The 19,991-nt window shown below is 39.4% G+C and carries 16 protein-coding genes; 11 read left to right on the top strand and 5 right to left on the bottom strand.

Annotated features, from left to right (window positions below; translation table 11 throughout):
- The first annotated feature begins 5 nt into the window (after positions 1–5).
- From CLW00_RS05045 to CLW00_RS05010, 8 genes are all read left to right on the top strand, one after another.
- Positions 6–1,322 (top strand): oligosaccharide flippase family protein, encoded by a 1,317-nt coding sequence (locus tag CLW00_RS05045; protein ID WP_106132558.1) that lies wholly within the window; start codon positions 6–8, stop codon positions 1,320–1,322.
- Positions 1,279–2,217: a glycosyltransferase family 2 protein gene (locus CLW00_RS05040; RefSeq protein ID WP_106132557.1), complete on the top strand. Its 939-nt coding sequence runs from the start codon at positions 1,279–1,281 to the stop codon at positions 2,215–2,217. Before CLW00_RS05045 ends, CLW00_RS05040 begins: the two co-directional genes overlap by 44 nt.
- A complete protein-coding gene (locus tag CLW00_RS05035; RefSeq protein WP_106132556.1) occupies positions 2,208–3,605 on the top strand; it encodes an O-antigen ligase family protein in 1,398 nt (465 codons plus the stop codon). Before CLW00_RS05040 ends, CLW00_RS05035 begins: the two co-directional genes overlap by 10 nt.
- The gene (locus CLW00_RS05030; protein ID WP_106132555.1) at positions 3,602–4,726 is read left to right on the top strand and encodes a glycosyltransferase family 4 protein; all 1,125 of its coding nucleotides are present in this window, start codon (positions 3,602–3,604) and stop codon (positions 4,724–4,726) included. The genes CLW00_RS05035 and CLW00_RS05030 overlap by 4 nt, the downstream gene beginning before the upstream one ends.
- 163 nt (positions 4,727–4,889) lie before the next feature.
- Positions 4,890–8,120 carry a response regulator gene (locus CLW00_RS05025; protein WP_146131369.1) on the top strand — a complete coding sequence of 1,077 codons (3,231 nt, stop codon included), beginning with the start codon at positions 4,890–4,892 and terminating at the stop codon, positions 8,118–8,120.
- Positions 8,121–8,179: 59 nt separating this feature from the next.
- Positions 8,180–9,076, top strand: coding sequence for a class I SAM-dependent methyltransferase (locus CLW00_RS05020; protein ID WP_106132554.1), 897 nt, complete (start codon positions 8,180–8,182; stop codon positions 9,074–9,076).
- The gene (locus tag CLW00_RS05015; RefSeq protein ID WP_106132553.1) at positions 9,073–10,227 is read left to right on the top strand and encodes a glycosyltransferase family 4 protein; all 1,155 of its coding nucleotides are present in this window, start codon (positions 9,073–9,075) and stop codon (positions 10,225–10,227) included. The genes CLW00_RS05020 and CLW00_RS05015 overlap by 4 nt, the downstream gene beginning before the upstream one ends.
- Positions 10,209–11,363: a DUF1972 domain-containing protein gene (locus CLW00_RS05010; protein ID WP_106132552.1), complete on the top strand. Its 1,155-nt coding sequence runs from the start codon at positions 10,209–10,211 to the stop codon at positions 11,361–11,363. The genes CLW00_RS05015 and CLW00_RS05010 overlap by 19 nt, the downstream gene beginning before the upstream one ends.
- Here CLW00_RS05010 and CLW00_RS05005 read toward each other — a convergent pair.
- Positions 11,343–11,897: a 2'-5' RNA ligase family protein gene (locus CLW00_RS05005; protein WP_106132551.1), complete on the bottom strand. Its 555-nt coding sequence runs from the start codon at positions 11,895–11,897 to the stop codon at positions 11,343–11,345. The two genes, CLW00_RS05010 and CLW00_RS05005, sit on opposite strands and share 21 nt — an antisense overlap.
- 131 nt (positions 11,898–12,028) lie before the next feature.
- Between CLW00_RS05005 and CLW00_RS05000 the strand changes: the two genes are divergently transcribed.
- Positions 12,029–12,940 (top strand): universal stress protein, encoded by a 912-nt coding sequence (locus tag CLW00_RS05000; RefSeq protein ID WP_106132550.1) that lies wholly within the window; start codon positions 12,029–12,031, stop codon positions 12,938–12,940.
- A gap of 18 nt (positions 12,941–12,958) precedes the next feature.
- On the opposite strand, the gene CLW00_RS04995 is transcribed toward CLW00_RS05000, so the two are convergent.
- On the bottom strand, positions 12,959–13,894 hold the full coding sequence (locus CLW00_RS04995; RefSeq protein ID WP_106132549.1) for a class I SAM-dependent methyltransferase: 936 nt from the start codon (positions 13,892–13,894) through the stop codon (positions 12,959–12,961).
- Positions 13,884–15,254 carry an exopolysaccharide biosynthesis polyprenyl glycosylphosphotransferase gene (locus tag CLW00_RS04990; RefSeq protein WP_106132548.1) on the bottom strand — a complete coding sequence of 457 codons (1,371 nt, stop codon included), beginning with the start codon at positions 15,252–15,254 and terminating at the stop codon, positions 13,884–13,886. Before CLW00_RS04990 ends, CLW00_RS04995 begins: the two co-directional genes overlap by 11 nt.
- Positions 15,255–15,450: 196 nt before the next feature.
- Here CLW00_RS04990 and CLW00_RS04985 point away from each other — a divergent pair, with 196 nt between their 5' ends.
- Positions 15,451–16,119: a class I SAM-dependent methyltransferase gene (locus tag CLW00_RS04985; protein ID WP_106132547.1), complete on the top strand. Its 669-nt coding sequence runs from the start codon at positions 15,451–15,453 to the stop codon at positions 16,117–16,119.
- A 60-nt stretch (positions 16,120–16,179) separates the two neighbouring features.
- On the top strand, positions 16,180–17,004 hold the full coding sequence (locus tag CLW00_RS04980) for a mechanosensitive ion channel family protein (protein ID WP_106132546.1): 825 nt from the start codon (positions 16,180–16,182) through the stop codon (positions 17,002–17,004).
- A gap of 51 nt (positions 17,005–17,055) precedes the next feature.
- On the opposite strand, the gene CLW00_RS04975 is transcribed toward CLW00_RS04980, so the two are convergent.
- Both CLW00_RS04975 and CLW00_RS04970 read right to left on the bottom strand, forming a co-directional pair.
- On the bottom strand, positions 17,056–17,499 hold the full coding sequence (locus CLW00_RS04975) for a hypothetical protein (RefSeq protein ID WP_245917170.1): 444 nt from the start codon (positions 17,497–17,499) through the stop codon (positions 17,056–17,058).
- A 44-nt stretch (positions 17,500–17,543) separates the two neighbouring features.
- The gene (locus CLW00_RS04970; protein ID WP_106132544.1) at positions 17,544–19,601 is read right to left on the bottom strand and encodes an alpha-L-fucosidase; all 2,058 of its coding nucleotides are present in this window, start codon (positions 19,599–19,601) and stop codon (positions 17,544–17,546) included.
- Between the last annotated feature and the right edge of the window lie 390 nt (positions 19,602–19,991).

Genomic DNA, 19,991 nt, shown 5'->3' with positions numbered 1-19,991 from the left:
TTGAAATGCTTGAAAAAATATCCTCTTTTCCATTTAGCCACCTGATTAGGAACAAATCCATTCAGAACTTTATTTTTCTGGTGATCATCCAAGCATCCAATATCCTGATATCATTGATTTCAATGCCATTGCTCATTCAATCAATCGGAGTAGATCAGTTTGGACTGGTAAACCTGGCCCTTTCTGTCATCATCTTGATGAATATTTTGGTAGGTTTTGGGTATAACCTCAGTGGCCCAAGAGAGGTCGCTGTTATCCAAGAAAATAGAGAACAGTTATCTCATGTTTTTTCCAATATCATCTCAAGCAAATTTCTACTTGCCACACTCGCTACCCTTTTGATTTTGATAGGGGTTTATGGACTTGGATTGTTTACAGAATACCAGGTTATATTGGTCTTTTCAGTATTGCTTCTTTTTTCTGAAGCCACGTTACCCTTATGGTTTTTCCAGGGGATGGAAAAAATGAAGTTGATTTCCATCGCCAATGTCTTCAGCAAATTGTTGTTTTTGATGGGAATTGTCTTGTTTATTCACAGGCCAGAACAAGCCAAATGGGTGAATTTTCTCTTAGGAGGTTCTGCTTTGGGCATCAATTTATTGCTGTTGCTCTATATCCATTATGCTCTTGAAATCCGGTTTTACAAACCTCGGTTTAAACAGATCTACTTGTCTTTGAAAGAAAACCTGTTGCTTTTTCTTTCCAACTTGGCCTCTCACATTTCCATCAATGGCGGATTGATTGTGCTAAGCTTTTTTTCCGCAGCCGCTACCTTGGGGATGTTTAGTTTGGCCGAAAGAATTACTATGGTATTGCGCATGCTGCCAGCTTTGATCATTCAGGCTATCTATCCAAATGCTTCCAAGCTGTACCAAAGCAACTTGCCTGGTTTTTTTAATTTTCTAAAAAAAACCTACCTCGTAACCCTTTCACTGGGAACTGGCCTATCGATTTTCACCTTCTTTACCGCCCCGTTTATTGTGGAAGTGCTGGCGAAAGAGCCCTTGGAAGAAGCCATTTTATTTCTGAAAATTTTGGCCTTTGTACCATTTTTAGCTTGTCTGAATATCATCAATGTCACTATGCTGCTTGTGACCGACCAAAAAGACCAACTATTCAAAGCTTCTTGGCAAATGTGTGTTTTCATGTTATTTGCTTCTATCGGACTTACTTCCCAATTTGGAGGTGTAGGGCTTTGCATTGCCCTCCTTTCCACCGAAGTGGTGATTTTCATGATTTGTACAATATTGATCTACAAAAACAACAAAGACCTTTTCTATGGATTCCAAAAAGCACTCTTCGGTAGCCATCATCATTCTTAATTGGAATGGCTATTCCCATACCCGAAGCTGTCTGCATTCTTTGGAGAAAATCAGCTATCCGGAATATGCTGTCTTTGTGGTAGACAATGGATCTGAAGATGATTCTCTCCAAAAATTAAAACTTGAATTTCCGCAGCATCATTTTTTACCCAATGAAAAAAATCTGGGCTTCACTGGAGGAAACACCATCGGCATACAGCATGCAAAGAATTTGGGATTCCGGTATTTCATGCTCCTCAACAATGACACAGAGGTCAGCCCTGATTTTCTCGATAGACTTATGGACTGTTTTGAGTCTGAACCAAAAATAGGCTTAGTCCAACCTTTGATACTTTTTCAAGATTCACCGGAAATCATATGGAGTGCAGGAGGGGCATACAATAACTTGCTGGGCATTTCCAAAACGCTAGGAGATAGAAAAAGGCTCAAAAATTATAAAATCGAAGAAGTAGACCTTGAATGGGCTACTGGATGTTGTTTGCTGTTCTCAGATGAAATTCTAACCAAAACAGGGGGATTGGCCAATGCCTTTTTTGCCTATTTCGAAGATGTAGACTGGTCACTGAGAATCCGAAAAGCAGGTTTTAAGATCAAACTTGCCCCAAAGAGCATCATTTATCATGAAGGGAATGCATCTTCCAAAAACAACTCCGAGGAAGGAGTGCTAAGCCCTACAGTCTTTTACTTACATTCCAGAAACCAACTCTTTCAGCTTCGCAGGCATCATTCTTCAATAAATGCTGTATTAGCATGGCCTTACCATCTATTGAAGTATGTTGGCTGGATGTCTTACTTTTGTGTCAGAGGAAGGTTCAAAAAAATGAAAGCTGTAGCCAAAGGCATCAGAGACGGATTATTTATGGACCATCAAAGCTCCGACCCATTATGTCCTTGATATTCTTTTTATTGATATCGCTTTTGACTACGGTATTGCTCTTTTGGGTGCTCAACCAAATGTTGATGCACAGCAAATGGGAATATGGGGTATATTTTCTCCTCTTTTTTCTTCCATTTTACATCACTACACTCAGTGTTGTATACCTGGCGACGAACTCGCCATTGATCGTGAATATCTTTCAGTTCCTGAAAGAAATCGTAGTCCTAGCCTCCCTTGCAGGATTTTTATTCTTTCAAAAAAACATATTCGAATACCCCTTCCGTCTACATACTGTAGATTACTTCTACCTTGCTTTCCTGGGTTTGGCCTTAGCCTACATGATTTTACCTCTAGGTGCAGCCAGTCCAGTCAACAAAGCTTTGTATTTCAAAAATATGCTTATTCCGGGTTTGGTCTATTTTATGGGAAGAAATACCCGTTTTTCGGATAAGGAAGTACGCCTGATATTTCGTGGGATATTCATTATTGCAGTAGGGGCATTTTTGGTCAATATTTTCGAAAAGACTATAGACACGCATCTTCAATCACTTACAGGATATGCCTTATTCAATATGGCTATCAATGACATTGAGCCAACAGGACATTTTGACCTGACTTGGACTTTTGAAACACAAGCTGTTACCAAAAGATTGGCTTCCTTTTTTTCGGATCCTCTTGAACTTGCCAGTTCCGTATTGATGGGCTTTGCTGCAGGTCTGATTTGGTTTTTGACTAGCAAGCGGGAAAATTGGCTGATTCCTACAGTGGTGATGATGTGTTCGCTAGGAAGTTTGTTTTTTGCAGCGTCAAGAGCAGCATTTCTAGCCTTCTTTGTAATGATTTTCTTTGTGGCAGTTATTTTCAGGTTGTATAAGCTTATACTTTCAGGAGCTGGATTGGTCCTCCTTTTTGTGATTTATGTGCTGTTTTTCGCTTCAGAGGATTTCTATTTCTTCGTAGTGGATACCATCACATTCGAGAATACTTCGTCCGTTGGTCATTTGGTTGAATGGCTTTTGGCGCTGGATTCTATGATTGCCAATCCAATGGGAATAGGGTTAGCCATGAGTGGCAATGTTGGCTCTGTGGAAGATGAACTCCGTGTGGGCGGTGAAAACCAATTTTTAATCTATGGCGTCCAATTGGGTTGGCTGGGCATGTTTCTGTACATCTTACTCCTTGGCTATGCCATTGTTACAGCCCTCAAAGTGTTTAACCAAACTGATAACACCATGACCGCAAGGCTTGCTTTTGTAGCGGCTGCTGTCAGAGTAGGCTTACTCCTGCCGCTCTTCACCGCCAATGCCGAGGTATACACTTACGTGTCTTGGATTACCTGGTGGATGCTGGGATACAGTGTCAATGCTTATCAGTCCATACGTTACCAAAAACCAGTATTGGCATGAAAGAAAAAAAGCGCGTACTGGTCGACTTCTTTTACCTGAACACGGCCCTGACTGGAATCAAAACCTACATGCTTGAATTCAGCAAAGCTGTTGAGGAAAATCCGCAAGCGCATATAGATTGGATTTTCACACATGACCCTGCCAAACAATCCGAGAAAACATTTTTCAGAGGCAATGTTCCAAAGTGGAGAAAACTCTGGTATCACATTTATTACTTCCTTTGGAAACAGGTTATTTTACCATTAAAAGTAAGAACAGAAAAAGCTGATACTTTGATTTGTTTTGACTTTGTGGCTCCAGCCACTCCCTTGCACTGTAAAAAACTGACTGTTGTACATGATGCCTTTTTCTGGCAAATGCCCGAAAATTATAATGCTCGCTGGAGAGAATATTTCATCAAAATGATACATAAAGGCCTCAAAGGAGACAGTATTGTTATTACAACAAGTGAGTATTCAAAAAAAGCATTGCTTCAATATTCAGGTATTGGAAATCCAATTGAGGTCATTTACCAATGCCCTAAGTTACTTCCCAAATCCGATTCTGATGAGGCTTTGAAGACATTTGGCCTTCAATCAGGCAAATACCTCCTCCATGTGGGAAGTTTTGATAAGAGAAAGCTTCTTCCTGTATTGGTCGAAGCTTATGCAGAAGTCCTGTCTCAGGGAGTTGAAGATATAGCGCTTGTCTTGGTTGGAGAAAGAGGACTTAGCAAAGCCTTGGACGATTATGACAAGGTATATGATCTAGTACATGAAAAAAAACTGGAACAGCGGGTGAAGTTGACAGGATTTTTGCCTGATAAAGAAGTCAAAACCCTTTATGACCATGCTTTTGCCTATGTTTTTCCATCTTCTAATGAAGGGTTTGGAATTCCCGTGATAGAAGCTATGCGAGCGGGGATACCTGTGATCATTTCAGATCAGGCCGCTCTTCAAGAAATTGCAGGAGATGCCGCTGTGATACATCAGACAGGCAATGTAAGCGATCTTGCTGCTAAAATACGATTGGTAGTCGATGATCCCTTATTGAAAAAAAGGCTTGAGGAAAAAGGCAGTGAGAGATGGAAATTCTTTTCGAGAGAAGCATTTATGGATTCATTCATTCAAATTCTCAAATAAGGAAATTTAATAGACCATTTGTCTATGAAAAACAGCATTTCATCCCTAATTTCAAATCGTTTTTGGAATAGAAAAAACTTATATGAATATTGTATATAAGTGGAAATTGGCTAGAAATTAAAAATCCTATACTCCCTCAGCCCACAAAATCTTTTGTTTTAATATGCCAAGTCAGAAATCAGTAGAAGAGAGATTAAGGTTAATGCAAAGCCTTATAGAAAACTCATCAGATGGTGTGCAGATAGCCACGGAAAATGGGCAGCTTTTTTATATCAATAAGACATCAAGTGATAGGCTTGGAATCCAAATGAGCGACTCAGATCAATATCATGTAGGAGATTTTGAAAAAACTTTCGAAGATCCTAAAGCTTGGGAATCTCACCTGGAAGAATTAAAAAAAGTTGATTTTTTGACCATTGAGAGCGTGAACAAAAATATTGTAACGGGGGCTATCGTACCTGTGGAAGTCACAGTGAAATACCTACAAATGGATGGTGAAGGATATGTGATTGCCAGTTCTCGTGATATCAGTGAGCGAAAAAAATTAGCCCTTCAGCAATTGAGAGATCGGCAACTTCTGAATGATGCTCAAAAAATGGCCAATCTTGGTGGCTGGGAGTGGGATCTGGTCAGGAAGGATTTTAAATGGACAAATGAAGTCTATTCAATCTATGAGTTAGATAAAAGCTACCACCCAGACCCCAATAAGAACCTTGAATACCTTGATCCAGAAGGTCAGAAAAAACTTAAACAAGCTGTAGAGGATTCCATTCAGAATCAAAACAAAAATGAAATCTCTTCAACCTTGATCACTCCGGCAGGTAAAGAAAAATCAGTCAAAATCTCTATCAACCCTATCATCGAAAATGGTGAAACGGTGCGTTTGATAGGACTGATTCAAGATATCAGCATGCATGAAGCGTCCCAAAAGACCATCAACAAACAGTTGAAGCTTCAGCAGATCATGATTGATATTTCCTCCACGTATATCAACATGGACATCAAAGACCTGGAAAAAAACATTCAGTACTCTTTGGAGCAACTTGCCCAATTTGTAGAGGCTGACAGGGCTTATATCTTTGACTATGATCTTGAAAACCAGATAGGCAACAACACATTTGAATGGTGTGCTGAGGGAATCACCCCAGAGATTGCAAATCTTCAAGGTTTGCCAATGGAATATATGCCTCACTGGGTGGAAAAACACCAACGAAAAGAAATTTTCGGCGTCCCTGATATTGAAACCCTCGATGATGATACGCTCAGAGAAATCATAGAACCACAGGGTATCAAGACACTTATTACTTTTCCCATGCTCAATGGAAACGAACTCATGGGTTTTGTAGGATTTGATTGGGTAAATGAGGTGCACCATTACTCCGATACTGAGCAACAATTACTACTCGTCTATGCAGAAATGCTCGTCAATATCAAAAAGCGGGCAACCTTGGAGCGAAGCCTTATAAAAGCAAAAGAAGAAGCTGAAGCCGCCAATAAATCCAAATCCGAGTTTTTGGCGAATATGAGCCATGAAATCCGAACACCATTGAATGGGGTAATTGGATTTACAGACCTCCTGATCAATACAGACCTCAATAACGAGCAGTTACAATATGTCACAAGTGCCAATATTTCCGCCCACTCACTTTTAGGAATAATCAATGACATCCTTGATTTCTCAAAAATTGAGGCAGGCAAACTGGATCTGGAAGAAGTAGAAACAGACTTGGTAGAGCTTGCAGAGCAAACAGCTGATATTGTAAAGTACAATACAGCCAAGAAGAATATCGAATTCCTTCTCAATATTCAGGTGGATATTCCTCGCTATATTATTGTAGATCAAATCCGACTGAAGCAAATTCTGGTCAACTTACTAAGTAATGCCATCAAGTTTACAGAAAAAGGAGAGGTTGAATTAAGTGTCAATTTTGAGCCAGACGGTGAGGAAGGTATCTTCACTTTTTCTATCAGAGACACCGGCATTGGAATTTCAGAGGAACAAAAAAACAAGCTATTTAAGTCCTTTTCGCAGGCGGATTCTTCTACCACAAGGAAATTTGGAGGTACAGGACTCGGACTGGTGATTTCCCAAATGCTTGCTGAAAAAATGGATTCCAAAATAACACTGGAATCTCAAGAAGGAAAAGGCTCTGTATTCTCTTTTTCCATCAGAAAACCTTACAGTTCAAAGTCTGAAATTGAAACCGGGGAGATAACAAGTATCAAAAAAGTACTGGTAATCGATGACAACAAGAATAACAGGATTATACTTAGAGACATCCTAGCCCATTGGGGTATAAAGTCCGAGTCGGTTGACAACGGAATCTCAGCTTTGACACTTCTTGAAAAAGGGGCTGACTTCGACGTATACATCGTGGATTATCATATGCCATTTATGGATGGCATCAGTACAATAAGAGAAATGAAAAAGCTCTTATCCACCAAGTATCCGGAGAAACAACCAAAGATTATACTTTACAGCTCTGCAGATGATGCGAAGCTTGACCAACATATTAAGGAACTGTCTATTGACATCAAACTCATCAAGCCTGCCAAAATATCCGAACTTTTTTACAGCCTCAACAAACTGAGCAACAATCAGATTGCAGATAAAATTACTCCTGACAGTGAATCCGGAAATGGAAGTAATATAGGAGGAAAAAGCAAAGATAAATTGAAGATTCTGATAGCAGAAGATGTCTCACTCAATATGCTGCTACTCAAAACCGTCATCCGTAATTACTATCCTCAAGCACAAATCATCGAAGCGCAGCATGGGCAAGAAGCAGTAAGCCTTTACAGAAAAGAAAGCCCGGATTTGATTTTTATGGACGTACAAATGCCTGTCAAAGACGGCTATGAAGCTACCCGAGAAATAAGGGAACTCGAAACAAAAGGCAAAATCAGGGTACCTATAGTAGCCCTTACTGCCGGTGCTTTACAAAGTGAGCGGGAAAACTGCATGGAGGCCGGTATGGATTATTTTCTTACCAAACCCATAGAAAAACAAAAATTGCTAGAGGTAACAGAATTAATCCTCAACCCAGAATCTAAGGGAGAGGAAATCAACAAGGACATTTTTGACAAAGAAGGGCTTTTAAATCTTTTGGGTGGAGATGAAGATTTGTTTAAAGATATTTTAACTGAAGGAGCCCAAGAATTGAGTGAAAGTCTAAATCAGCTCAAACTGGCCATATCCAAATTCAATGAAGCGGAAATTGTGTCCCTCCTTCACAAAATCAAAGGAATGGCACTTAGCTTGAAACTCCATAAAATGGCCAAAAGAGCTGAAAATATGGAGAGTATGAATGGGAAATCTGAAATCCGTGATGCTTTTCCTGAACTAGAAAAATGCTATTATTCTCTTTTGAAGTATATCAAGTCAGGTTTTTAATACCTTTGGGCTTTGGAAAGTAAAATTTCCTGATTTTAAACCTGAAAGGATAGTATTTTATGAGGCAACTTGTATGCCCCCTTTGTCATACTCCGGCACCTAAAAAAACTAAAGATCAAGATTTAGTAAATTGTCTACAATGCAGGCTGACTTGGCTTTACCTCGACCAAGAGGTCGATCAGGAATCACTGTATCAGGATGAGGTGTATCAAGTAGTTGATAACCGCAAGTCAGTTTTTGAAAAAATTATTTTCAGAGAGGCAAAAAAAGTGATCCAAACGCTGCAAAAACTCAGTACATCTCCTATAGAAAGATGTCTTGATTTTGGATCTGGAAAAGGCCAATTTCTCCTTCAGGCAAAAAAATCAGGCTGGAAAGGTGTAGGAGTGGAAACATCAATTCCCAGGGCAAATTTTGCCAGAGAAAAATACGGACTAGAGGTGCAGAGTGAATTTTACCAGGGAGGTAAAATAGCCGGTGGCAATTATGACGTCATCACCTTGTTTCACGTATTAGAACATCTCCCCAACCCTTTGCCACTATTGGAGGGTCTTTGCCAAGAAAACCTCAAGAAAAACGGGATTCTGGTCATTGAAGTACCCAATCTTGGGAGTTGGCAATATGGCTTGGCTGGAAAATCATGGATGCACTTGGATATCCCCAAGCACCTCAGTCACTGGAGAGAGAAGCAGGTCCTCAATCAGGTAGAAAATTTAGGATTTAAGCATCTCAAAACCCAATACTTTTCAATCCACCTAGGGGTGCTGGGAATGTTGAGAGCCTTGATGGGAAAGACAGGTTATACCGGAAATATCATCTTGGAATTAAAAAACAAGAAAAAACTAAGCATACTTTTAAGGATTGCTTTAATTTTACCCTTTGCATTCTTTTTGGAAAGTTTGTCGGTGGTATTTCGAAAAGGAGGGGTTTTTAGAGTTTATTTCAAAAAAATATGAGTCAAAAAGGCAAGGTCATTTTTTTACATAGTTCATCAGAATTATATGGCGCTTCCAAAATTCTCCTGTATGTCATGAACATTTTCAGGGATTTGGGATATCCTACTTTGATAATTCTCCCGGGAGATGGTCCGCTTAGACCCGAAATCGAAAGACAGGGATTTGAGTACAAAATCATGAATCTTGGAATTCTCCGACGAAAGCACTTTCACCCAAGAGGAATATTGGACAGGGGCAAAAAACTCTACACTGCGTACCGTTTTCTAGATGAGATTTACCAAAAAGAACCCATTTCCCTCATCTATTCCAATACACTTGCTGTAATCGTAGGGGCTACTTTTGCAAGAAGAAGAGGACTTCCACATATATGGCACATCCATGAGATCATACAATCTCCAAAGTTTTTGGTCAAATTTCTGGCATCTCAGGTAGACAGAAGCACATCAAAACCAATTGTTGTCTCTGAGTCAGTCTCTAAGCATTGGCAAAAGTACCTTGACACAGCCAAGCCCGTGGTAATTCACAACGGAATTGAAGTACAGTCTTTTTCAGAATGTACACATGATATCCGCAAACAGTTAGGAATTGCACCTCACAAAAAGGTCATGACGATGATAGGAAGGATAAATCCCGGTAAAGGCCAACTTTTCTATTTAGACATTGCAAAAAAAGTTATTTCCATAAACCCCGACACTGTATTTTTAATGGTGGGGGACCCATATCCGGGGTATGAAGACATAGAAAACGAAATAAATAATAAGATTAGCTCCGAAAATCTTGATAATCACGTAATAAATCTAGGATTTCGTGAAGATATTCCACAAATTTTAAAAACAACTGATATTTTTGTGCTCCCATCTATTTTGCCGGATTCTTTCCCTACCGTGGTGTTGGAGGCTATGGCCTCCGCAAAGCCAGTGATAGCGACTAAATCAGGCGGAGCTTCCGAAATGGTAGTAGATGGAAAAACCGGGTATCTTGTCAATATAGGAGATACCAGCGAAGCTTCTAGCAGAATCACACAGTTATGCAATGATCCAAGACTTGCATCTGATATGGGAAAAGCGGGAAAAGTAAGGCTTTTGGAAGAATACAGTTTTGAGCACTTTGCAGAAAAAATGAAGAATTATATATGTCAAATACTACCTTAAAAACCCCGATTAAGGTAGCCATTTTAGGTGCTAAAGGATATCCCTATGTATATGGTGGATATGATACCTTGGTTAAAGAACTCGGAGAGCGACTGGTCAAAAAAGGCGTGGAAGTCAGAGTCTATTGTCATAAGGCACTTTTTGATGAAAAACCTCAAGTAGTAAATGGTATCAGGTTACATTACATTCCGGCTATAGAAACAAAAAGCCTTACCCAATTGACCCATTCGTTTATATCCATGATGCACGCTTGCCTATCAGATGTGGACGTGATCTTTGTAGTCAATAGCGGAAACGGACCATTTGGAATACTTTCCAAAATTTTCAGAAAACCTACCGCAATCAATGTGGATGGTTTGGAGTGGCTTAGGCCAAAATGGAGAGGTTTAGGTTCGAGGTATTTTAGATTTGCATCCAGGCTCGCTACAAAATTCTATGATGAAGTAGTAACTGATTCTGATGAAATGCACCGGATTTACCTCGAAATGTTCAATGCAGAATCTACAGTCATCGCATATGGGGCTAATCCTGCAAACCACTCAAACCCTGTTTTGCTTGAAAAGTGGAATTTGGTTCCGCATGACTATTTCCTGATAGTTGGAAGGCTCATTCCTGACAACAATGCCGACTTGATTTTGGGAGGATTTTTAAAGTCTAAAACCAAAAGGAAACTGGTAATAGTGGGAGATGTCCCTTTTGAAGATGAATTTGCCAACAAGCTTAAAAACATCAAAGATGAGAGGGTTCTGTTCACAGGTTATGTTACAGATTCTGAGGAACTCAAGTCGCTTTACAACCTCAGCTATGCATATTTCCATGGACACGAATATGGAGGAACCAACCCTGCAATGCTAAAAGCATTGGGCTATGGCTGTGCTATTCTTGCACTGGATACAATCTTCAACAGGGAAATGCTGCAGGACGGCAAACATGGATTGTTTTTCCAAAAAGACTTTGATGCTGTCACGGAGTGCATCCACCATGTCGAGGAAATGCCCGAAAAAATGGAAGATTTGAGGAAAACAGCGCGATCTGGACTTACTGCAAGATACAACTGGGATAATGTCACAGAAAATTATCTTAAGTTATTTTTGGAATTGAAAGGTTCCAAAAAGTTAGGCAGATCCAAGAGGTAGCTGGTGTAAAACCTTCCAGCTTCCTTCAACCTTCTTGAGTATGGCAAGATGACTTACATCAAATTTTTCTTTAAATCTGAGATTTTTGACATAATCCCAATACGTATCAAAAAGCTTAGGTTTGATGTCTTTGAAAGCTACAGTCATATGTGGGCTGTAATTTCTATCGCTAAGTTCCTGTACTAGCTTTAAGTCAAGTTTGGAGAATTTAATCAGGTCGGTCTGAAGTTTCTTCAACTCAGAACTGCTGGCCACATCGATAAAAATGACCCTATTCCCAAAATGCCAAAAACCACTGAGTTTAAGGGAAAAAGATCCATAAGATTTCGCAAACCTTGAAAGTGGTTTGATCAGTTCTTCCTCCTTCAGTTCATTCCATAAAAACGGCATTTTCAAAGTAATGTGAGCTGGAGATTTCAGGGCATACTTCAGGTTAAATTTCCCTCTTAAATCCTCTTTGATTGCGCTAGCTTTTTGCTGGATTTCTCCCTCAGGTACCAATGCGATAAAGTATTTTTCAAGCTTCTTTGCCATTTAACACAAATATAGTGGTTTTAAGAGCCTAAGGCCTTTTTTTCAGAAAGCTTTGCCGTAAATTAGATCAGGTATTTTTCCTTAAAAAATATTTAAAGCGTAAATTGAGCATCATAAGAGCGAAATAACATATGAAGAATTTTACAAAGGCAATGGTTGGTCTGGATCTTTCCAAGATGGACGATATTTTGGTGAAGAAAACTGCCTTGCTCTCCAAAATTTTGGGTATAGAAAAATTATATTTTATCCATGTAGCTAAGGACCTTTCTCTCCCTGAAGAGATCACCAAGAATTTTCCTGACCTAGTCGCCCCGGCAGATGAAAGCATCAAAGCTGATGTTCGTGGCACTATCAATGAAAATACTTTTCCAGATGATGTAGAAATTGAAGTGGTGGTGGAAGAGGGTAAACCGATGGACACTGTCTTGCGCTGGGCCAAAATCAAAGATGTCGACCTCATCATCATGGGTCGCAAGGAAAGCTTGGAAGGAAGTGGATCTCTGGCAAAAAATATGGCCCATAGGGCTCCATGTCCTGTGCTTTTTCTGACAGAGAAATCTTCTCCAAAAATCCCTGAAAAAATACTTATTCCATTGGATTTTTCTGACTATTCTCGCATGAGTTTGGAGTTTGCCCAAAACCTTGCAGAAAAAACCAACGCAAAACTTCTGGGATTACATGTGTATTCCGTGCCCACCGGTTATTACAAAACCGGCAAATCTTACGAGGAATTTGCTGAAATAATGGAAGGACATGCCAAAGACGATTTTAGGAAATTCTTAGAAAAGCATAATTTAACTCCTATTGACTGCCTGTTTAAATGTAAAGACGATGGCAACGAAGGTCGATTTATCATCCGGGTATCATTGGAAGAAAAAGCCGACATGATCTTGATGGGAAGTAGGGGAAGAACTGCATCAGCAGCCGCTTTATTGGGAAGTGTTGCTGAAAAACTCGTCAACATCAACAACTCTGTACCTATGCTTGTTTTCAAGAAGAAGGGCGAGACCATGACCTTTATGGAAGCGCTGAAAAAGCTATAAAATTCTTAGCCTTCGAGGTCACTTTGGTCTCGAGGGCTTAAAAAAATAAAAACAGGCTTGATCACCAACTGCTTTTTGATTGTAAAGGTTTGATTTCTTCCTCCATCTTGCCAAATCCTGTCTAGTGAAAGTTTCATCAGCTTTTACCTTACTCAAAGGCTTTTTCATTTTTACCAACTCAGTCCCCCAAAATTGGAATTCTGAGCTATCAAAAACTACTTCCCTACATTCCAGGCCTGATTCTCGGGCCAAGGCCTTCAAGCCTTCCACCGAAGGAATATGCAAATGTCTTGGCGCATCGAGTTGGACCCATGACACACCTTCATCTTTCCAAACCTTGGAGTCAGATATTGGCATTCTGATGAGAAGCTGTCCGTTTGTTTCTAAAAGCTCATAGCAGCGATTCAGGACTTTTTCAGGTTCTCCCATATGTTCTAAAGCATGATGTAGCATGATTACATCAAAGATCCCTTCTATTTCAAAAATAGATTTCCTCTCTAATCTTAGCTTTTTCCCCAAATCTAACTCCTCGTCTATAAATGGATCATAGCCCCTAAGGTGACTAAAACCTGCAGCATACATTTCATACAGTAATTGGCCATTGCCACATCCAATGTCTGCTATTCTGCTTGATTTGGATGGCTGTAAGTATTCAAACCACTTTCCAAAAACCGGGCTTAGCGACTTTTTACCAGTCAATTGAAATAAGTTGTACCTTAACGCTTTGAGAAGATTTTTACCAAAGGAAGACTTGACCAATGGCAAAAATGAGTAATATTCATTGGGATAATATGCTGATAAATCTTCCGGAGTATCAATCAATGAAAGACTCCCACAATTTGTACATTCAGCATACTGAAATGATTCTCCAGTGCCAAACATCATCTCCTTGACTTGGTGGATTTTAAAATTTTGATCTTGCCCGCAATATGAACAGCGGTTACTAGTATGCATTCTCCCTGTTGAGTATAAGTTCGTAGACTGTTTTGACACAAATACCTAAGTCCAACCAAATTGACCATTTTTGGATATAAAAAAAGTCAAGTCTAACCCTAGATCTAATTTGATAGGAATTTTCAATCTCACCCCTAAATCCTTTGACTTGAGCCAAGCCTGTAATACCAGGTTTGATTTTATGACGGGAATTGTATTTATCTATCTGTGTCTGGAAAAGCTTATTCATCGGAACTGTGTGTGGTCTTGGACCAACAATAGACATGTCGCCTATCAGAACATTGAGAAACTGAGGCATCTCGTCAAGGGAAGTCTGTCTCAGAAAAGCTCCGATCCTTGTAACACGTGGATCATTTTTGACCGCCTGATGCGTATCTGAATAATCGTTGGGAGTCATTGAGCGGAACTTCAGGCATTTGAAAACATGATTATTTGCCCCGTTCCTTTCCTGAATAAAAAATATTGGACCTTTCGATTCCAGCTTAATCAAGAGTCCAACCAGAGGTATCAGCCAACTCAAAATGAAAACAGTAACAAATAGAGAAAAAATCAGGTCAAAGCTTCTTTTTACAAATCTGTTGAACATGAAGTCCAATGGGATTTCATTGACATTGATGACAAAAAAGTCTCCGTATTTAGAAAAAGATAACTTTTTCTCCAACTGAAGGGTGTTTCCAGGGATAATTTTCACCTTGATATAATGCTCATCGGCAAAGTGGATAACTTTTTTTATCAACTTCTCATCCAAGTATTCATTGATATAAATCAAATCAATTTTGTTCTCAACCGCTTCTTCAAAGAATCTTGAAATATTCCCTTTTGCCAAAGGCCCCTCCACCGTATCGTCATAATAACCCATAAACCGGATACCGAAATCTTTTCGCAACCTGATGATATGCTCCAGCTGTGAACTTTCTTTCCCTTTTCCCAAGATGACAGCATTCCTAAAGTTGAAACCTTTGGAACGGTATTTTCTCAAAACCATATGGACCGAAACCCTGTAAAAGCCCAATAAAAAAAACAGAAAAGACGAGAGTACAAAAAAGTAGGTCAACCTCACATTATCTAAAGCTACAGGCATCCATATAATTGCCACTATTGCCAGAAACCAAACCAATGAACCAAGTTGTTTTTCTATGATCTTATCAGGCTTGATCGTCCTGCCCCACTTGTAATCTTTTCTCAAAAGTGTAATGACTAGCCATACCAAAATAAAAATCAGCAACATGGAAGACTCCGGGCCAAAAAACTGACTGGTATCCTGAAGTACGAATGAGGCTAAAAAAAAGGAAAGTGTAAGAATTGCAACATCTCCAATTACAAAAAGCCAGGGAAAGAATCTATCGAAGCGTTTTTTCATAAAAATCTCTTTCTTTTCGGATTTACGCACCAAATACTCCTGCGGTTTATAACTTTACCCGAATCCAACTGGATTTTGCTTATTTTTTTTCAATTTGATGGTAAAATTAAAAAAGAATCCAATAGCGGTATTACTTTTGTAAGATTAATTTGTGAATAAAAATAAGGTTAAACGGTAAAAATACCTAAATCCAAATATGAATAATTTTAAAGCCTTGATGGCTTCGTCTGACCAACCTGAATCATTGGGTTATGCTTTGAGGAACAAGAGATTCCAGGTTTTCGAAGACTTGATCAATAAAAACTTCCCGGCAGATCAAACTATTCACATCCTTGATGTAGGTGGGACTGCTTACTTTTGGGAAGATAAAAACATGGTTTTGGAAGGTCGAATAAAGGTCACATTACTCAATCTCGAACAAGAATACAATTTACCGTTTGGTATTGACAGCATGTCGGGAGATGCCACAGACCTATCTCAATTTGATGACAATGAGTTTGACCTTGTTTTTTCCAACTCTGTTATTGAACATCTTTACACTTGGAAAAACCAAAAAAAAATGGCCAGAGAGTGTATGAGGGTAGGAAAGCGGTTTTTCATCCAAACCCCAAACAAACACTTTCCAGTCGAAGCACATTATGCAATCCCATTGATTCAGTATGCGCCAAAAAAACTGGCTTTTATGGTACTTACCAAAACCAAAATCAGCCGAATGAGAAAATGGAAAGAGAAAGACGCACAGCAATACCTGGATGAAATCAGGTTGATAAATGAAAGTGAAATGGAAAAGCTTTTCCCTGAGGCAAATATTTACAAAGAAAAATGGCTGGGTATGACAAAGTCCTTTACAGCACATAATCTCTGATAGTATTAAAGTTGACTTAATAAAAAGTTTCGTGAAGCGCTGATCCCAAATTAAAGAAATATGGAAGATTTGGATTTTAGGTCTACTTTGGAGCGCATCAAAAATATCGTTTTAGGAGATATTGAAAGCATAGAAAAATTGGCTATTTCCATTTTTTTCGGCGTCCTCATTTTTTTAATTTTCTTTTTTGTTTCCCGTTGGCTGAAAAACCTGGCCAATTCAAGGGTGAAAAAGAATACCGATGATCCCCTCTTGGCTGACTTTATCGGGTCTATTCTCAGAATTATCATCATGCTTTTTGGATTTACCATCATCTTCCGTCTTCTGGGATTGTCAGGTGTGGTAGGAGGAATACTTGCCGGTGCAGGAATTACAGCTTTTGTGATTGGTTTTGCCTTAAAAGACATCGGTGAAAACTTCCTTGCAGGTATATTGCTTGCCTTCAAACGTCCATTTAGGGTGGGAGATATTGTAGAAATCAACAACCTCAGGGGAAGGGTATTGGTACTCAATTTAAGGGACACCCAACTGAAAACATCAGATGGAAAAGACCTCTTTATCCCAAATGCCAATATTATTAAGTCTCCATTGATCAATTACACCATTGATGGATTTCTTGCTTACACTTTTGACATTCAGGTATCTTCAGAGAAAGACTTGGATAAATCGCTCGAGCTTATCCTTCAAACCATTGAAAAAGTACCAGGAGTTTTGAAAGATAAAAGAAAAGCGACGGCTTTCATCAGTGATGTAGTCGGTACCAATGTTAAAATCTCCGTTACCTATTGGGTCAATACGTACAACCGTCGTCAACCCGACCGCCAAGTCAAATCCAAGGCGATAGGCGCTGTCATGCGTGAGCTAAAGAAAAATGAAATCATTTGAAACATGGGAATTGGAAATATCCTTCCAGAATTCTCAAATTTTATTGACTTCCTACCTGTCTGGATCAGACTTTTTGCTTCCCGCCTCAGAAAGAATCATATCCTTGCTTCTTTTTAACGTCTTGATATATTCCACTTTCCTAAATCTTAATGCACTCCAGTCTTCATCTATAGCCACTTGCCTGACACCTTCAAGGTTGTACTTGCCTAAGGCCCCCCAACCTGTATCCCGGTTGAATTCACAGGTATATTTCTTGGAAGAAGCTTTAGGATAACAATACCAAAGCACACCATCACCCTCAAGTTTTGGATATATTTCAGCTATTGATTTTTCAATCTCATCCATCGTTTTCACAAATACGATGACAAAATGGGCTTTATCCAAACCTTGGATCTCATGCAAAATGGCAGTTTCTGCCTTCATTTTTTCCAACTCTTCCTGAAATGATTCCGGACTATAGAGCACAATGATATGTGGATGGTCCTTAAAATTCAATTTTTTAAACAGTGGTGAAATGTTTATAGGGGTTTGGTTGTAAGTTACTGTTCAAAAGTTATCACTCCTACCTCCCCAAACGCAGCGTTTTGGTCATCAGTAGTCTGTTTGGCTCTTAACTTGACATACCTTACTGTCGCTTCGGAAAACCTGACCTGTTGCTCAATGGGATTATTGTGGATGTTAGAAAACTCCCCTTCCGCCAAATCACGCCAGTTTTCCCCATCATTGCTCCCCTGAAATACGAACTGGGATATTATGCCAGTCATATACCTGTTTTGAGGTGGCCAATAAGTAAAGCCACTTATTTTATGTTCTTCCCCAAAGTCAATCACCAATTCATTACTGTCACTCTTCCAAAAAGTCTGTGGATCTTCATCAATCGCTTTTTCGGCACCAATATCAGAACTCAAAACTTTCCATTGTGCCTTTGGAATATCCAAGGCATAAGTCATTACTTCACTTTTTCTTCCAGTTCCCCTATCCACAGCGATAGTTTTTAAGGTAACTGGCTGGTCTACCATCAAAGGACTTTCATACACTGGAGATTGGGTATCAGGAGTAGAACCGTCAACCGTGTAAAAAATTTCTATCCCGCTTTCTGGAACTTCAAGAGTGAGAATACCTGATTTTTCTCTTCTTAAAATAGGTTCTGTCACCAATTTTGGTGCGTAAAATATCCCTATTGACGACAAAAGAGGTTCAGCTTTGGCGTCCAAAATATTCAAACGGATCTGCCTTACTTCAATATCATCAAAACGTAAAATTCTCTTGGTACCAATTGTCGTTCCTTCTGCAATGAGTTCCCAACCATTTTCGGTTTTTGCTTCGAGGCTGAATTTTTTTATCCTTTGCCCAAGAGCTATGTATTCTTGCACTACAAACCTGTTGACCCAAGTGGGATCATCAAATGTAAATGCCAGATGACTTTGGATCATACCATCCTCAGTGGCCCAGTAGCTTTCCTTGCGTCCATCGAGTACATTATTGGCTTCATATCCATTTCCTCTTTCATTACTGGCTCGCACTTTTGCTGTGCTGCTTAGATCTTCAGCAAAATCTTCGTCTATTTTTTCCTTGAGCTTCAGGATCTGTTCCACATCTTTTTCATGGATCAGGCCTCTCCTATCTACAGGAAAATTGATCAAAAGAGAAGCATTCTGGCCTATGCTTTTATAATAAATATCCAAAAGCTGAGGCAAAGTTTTAACCTTATGGTCTTCGTATTCATGGTAATACCAACCGGGCCTGATGGACACATCTGCTTCGGCCGGAACCCAATGCGAACCGTCTTCCTGACCTTTGGCATATTGGTCGGCGTATTCAGGCATTCCTGCATAGACAGAATCCCTAAGAAGGTTTGACCAGGTGGTTTCATACGCAAAGCCATGTTCATTGCCAACCCAGCGCACATCAGGTCCTGCATCTCCGAAAATGACTGCATTGGGCTGAAGTTCTCTGACTAAAGCAATGGTGTTTTCCCACTCATAATAAGACTTCTTATCAACTTTTCTATCCTCATTCGCACCTCCATAATAGCCTGTTCCTCCATTTGCACCATCAAACCACACCTCGAAAATTTCCCCGTAATTGGTCAACAACTCGGTCAGTTGATTCCTCATGTAGGTAATATATTCGGGTTTCCCATAATCAGCATGATTTCTATCCCATGGAGAATAGTAAATACCCATTTTCAAACCATATTCATCACAGGCTTCTCTCAGTTCTCGAATCAAATCTCCCTCTCCTTCTCTCCAAGGGGAGTTTTTAACAGAATGTTCTGTATATGCCGAAGGCCACAGACAAAAGCCATCATGATGTTTGGCAGTGATGATCAGGCCTTTCATACCAGCATCCCTGGCCACTTTTGCCCATTGCCTGGCATCCAAAGCTGAAGGATAAAAATCAGCAGGATCTTCATCCCCCATACCCCATTCCATATCTGAAAAAGTATTCATATTGAAATGGATAAACCCATAATACTCCAATTCATGCCAGGCCAGTTGGCGCTCAGAGGGGATAGGATAAACTGGATCGGGAGGCGCGACTTCAGGACCTTGACAGGCCAATACAATCAAGAGAGGAAGGAATAATCTTTTCATAAATGAAATTTTCCATGATAATAAAGATTTTAGATCAGTAAGAAAAAAAAATGTTCCTTTCAGCACATAAACAACTCGCTCTGGCAAACAAAATCAATAATACCTTTAGTTTGATGACATGTCCACTATTTGACGATGTCAAAACAGCAAGCCACTTTTTAAAAACAACCGACATGACAGAATTAATTCTTTCCTGACAATTATCATTTTCAGCTTTTTCTTAAACAGTAGCTGTTTGTCAGGAAATCCTCCAAGAAAGAAAATTAGGGTGATTTTCTAGATGACATTTGATACATATATCCGATGTAAGGGTAATTAGAAACATCAAGAAAAAAATTAGATGATTGGAAATCATAAATACTTCTAGATCAGGGTAAAGAATTAAAATTA

Source organism: Mongoliibacter ruber (genome assembly GCF_003003005.1).
Classification (GTDB): Bacteria; Bacteroidota; Bacteroidia; order Cytophagales; family Cyclobacteriaceae; genus Mongoliibacter; species Mongoliibacter ruber.
This window is presented reverse-complemented; position numbering and strand designations above follow the sequence as displayed.

Bases quoted from the DNA above. Each gene is read 5' to 3' on its own strand.
- CLW00_RS05010 (WP_106132552.1), top strand. From the start codon at position 10,209: ATGTCAAATACTACCTTAAAAACCCCGATTAAGGTAGCCATTTTAGGT.
- CLW00_RS05045 (WP_106132558.1), top strand. From the start codon at position 6: ATGCTTGAAAAAATATCCTCTTTTCCATTTAGCCACCTGATTAGGAAC.
- CLW00_RS05040 (WP_106132557.1), top strand. From the start codon at position 1,279: ATGGATTCCAAAAAGCACTCTTCGGTAGCCATCATCATTCTTAATTGG.
- CLW00_RS04970 (WP_106132544.1), bottom strand. From the start codon at position 19,601: ATGAAAAGATTATTCCTTCCTCTCTTGATTGTATTGGCCTGTCAAGGT.
- CLW00_RS04995 (WP_106132549.1), bottom strand. From the start codon at position 13,894: ATGCATACTAGTAACCGCTGTTCATATTGCGGGCAAGATCAAAATTTT.
- CLW00_RS04990 (WP_106132548.1), bottom strand. From the start codon at position 15,254: ATGAAAAAACGCTTCGATAGATTCTTTCCCTGGCTTTTTGTAATTGGA.
- CLW00_RS04985 (WP_106132547.1), top strand. From the start codon at position 15,451: ATGAATAATTTTAAAGCCTTGATGGCTTCGTCTGACCAACCTGAATCA.
- CLW00_RS05015 (WP_106132553.1), top strand. From the start codon at position 9,073: ATGAGTCAAAAAGGCAAGGTCATTTTTTTACATAGTTCATCAGAATTA.
- CLW00_RS05025 (WP_146131369.1), top strand. From the start codon at position 4,890: ATGCCAAGTCAGAAATCAGTAGAAGAGAGATTAAGGTTAATGCAAAGC.
- CLW00_RS05000 (WP_106132550.1), top strand. From the start codon at position 12,029: ATGAAGAATTTTACAAAGGCAATGGTTGGTCTGGATCTTTCCAAGATG.
- CLW00_RS05035 (WP_106132556.1), top strand. From the start codon at position 2,208: ATGTCCTTGATATTCTTTTTATTGATATCGCTTTTGACTACGGTATTG.
- CLW00_RS05020 (WP_106132554.1), top strand. From the start codon at position 8,180: ATGAGGCAACTTGTATGCCCCCTTTGTCATACTCCGGCACCTAAAAAA.
- CLW00_RS05030 (WP_106132555.1), top strand. From the start codon at position 3,602: ATGAAAGAAAAAAAGCGCGTACTGGTCGACTTCTTTTACCTGAACACG.
- CLW00_RS05005 (WP_106132551.1), bottom strand. From the start codon at position 11,897: ATGGCAAAGAAGCTTGAAAAATACTTTATCGCATTGGTACCTGAGGGA.
- CLW00_RS04980 (WP_106132546.1), top strand. From the start codon at position 16,180: ATGGAAGATTTGGATTTTAGGTCTACTTTGGAGCGCATCAAAAATATC.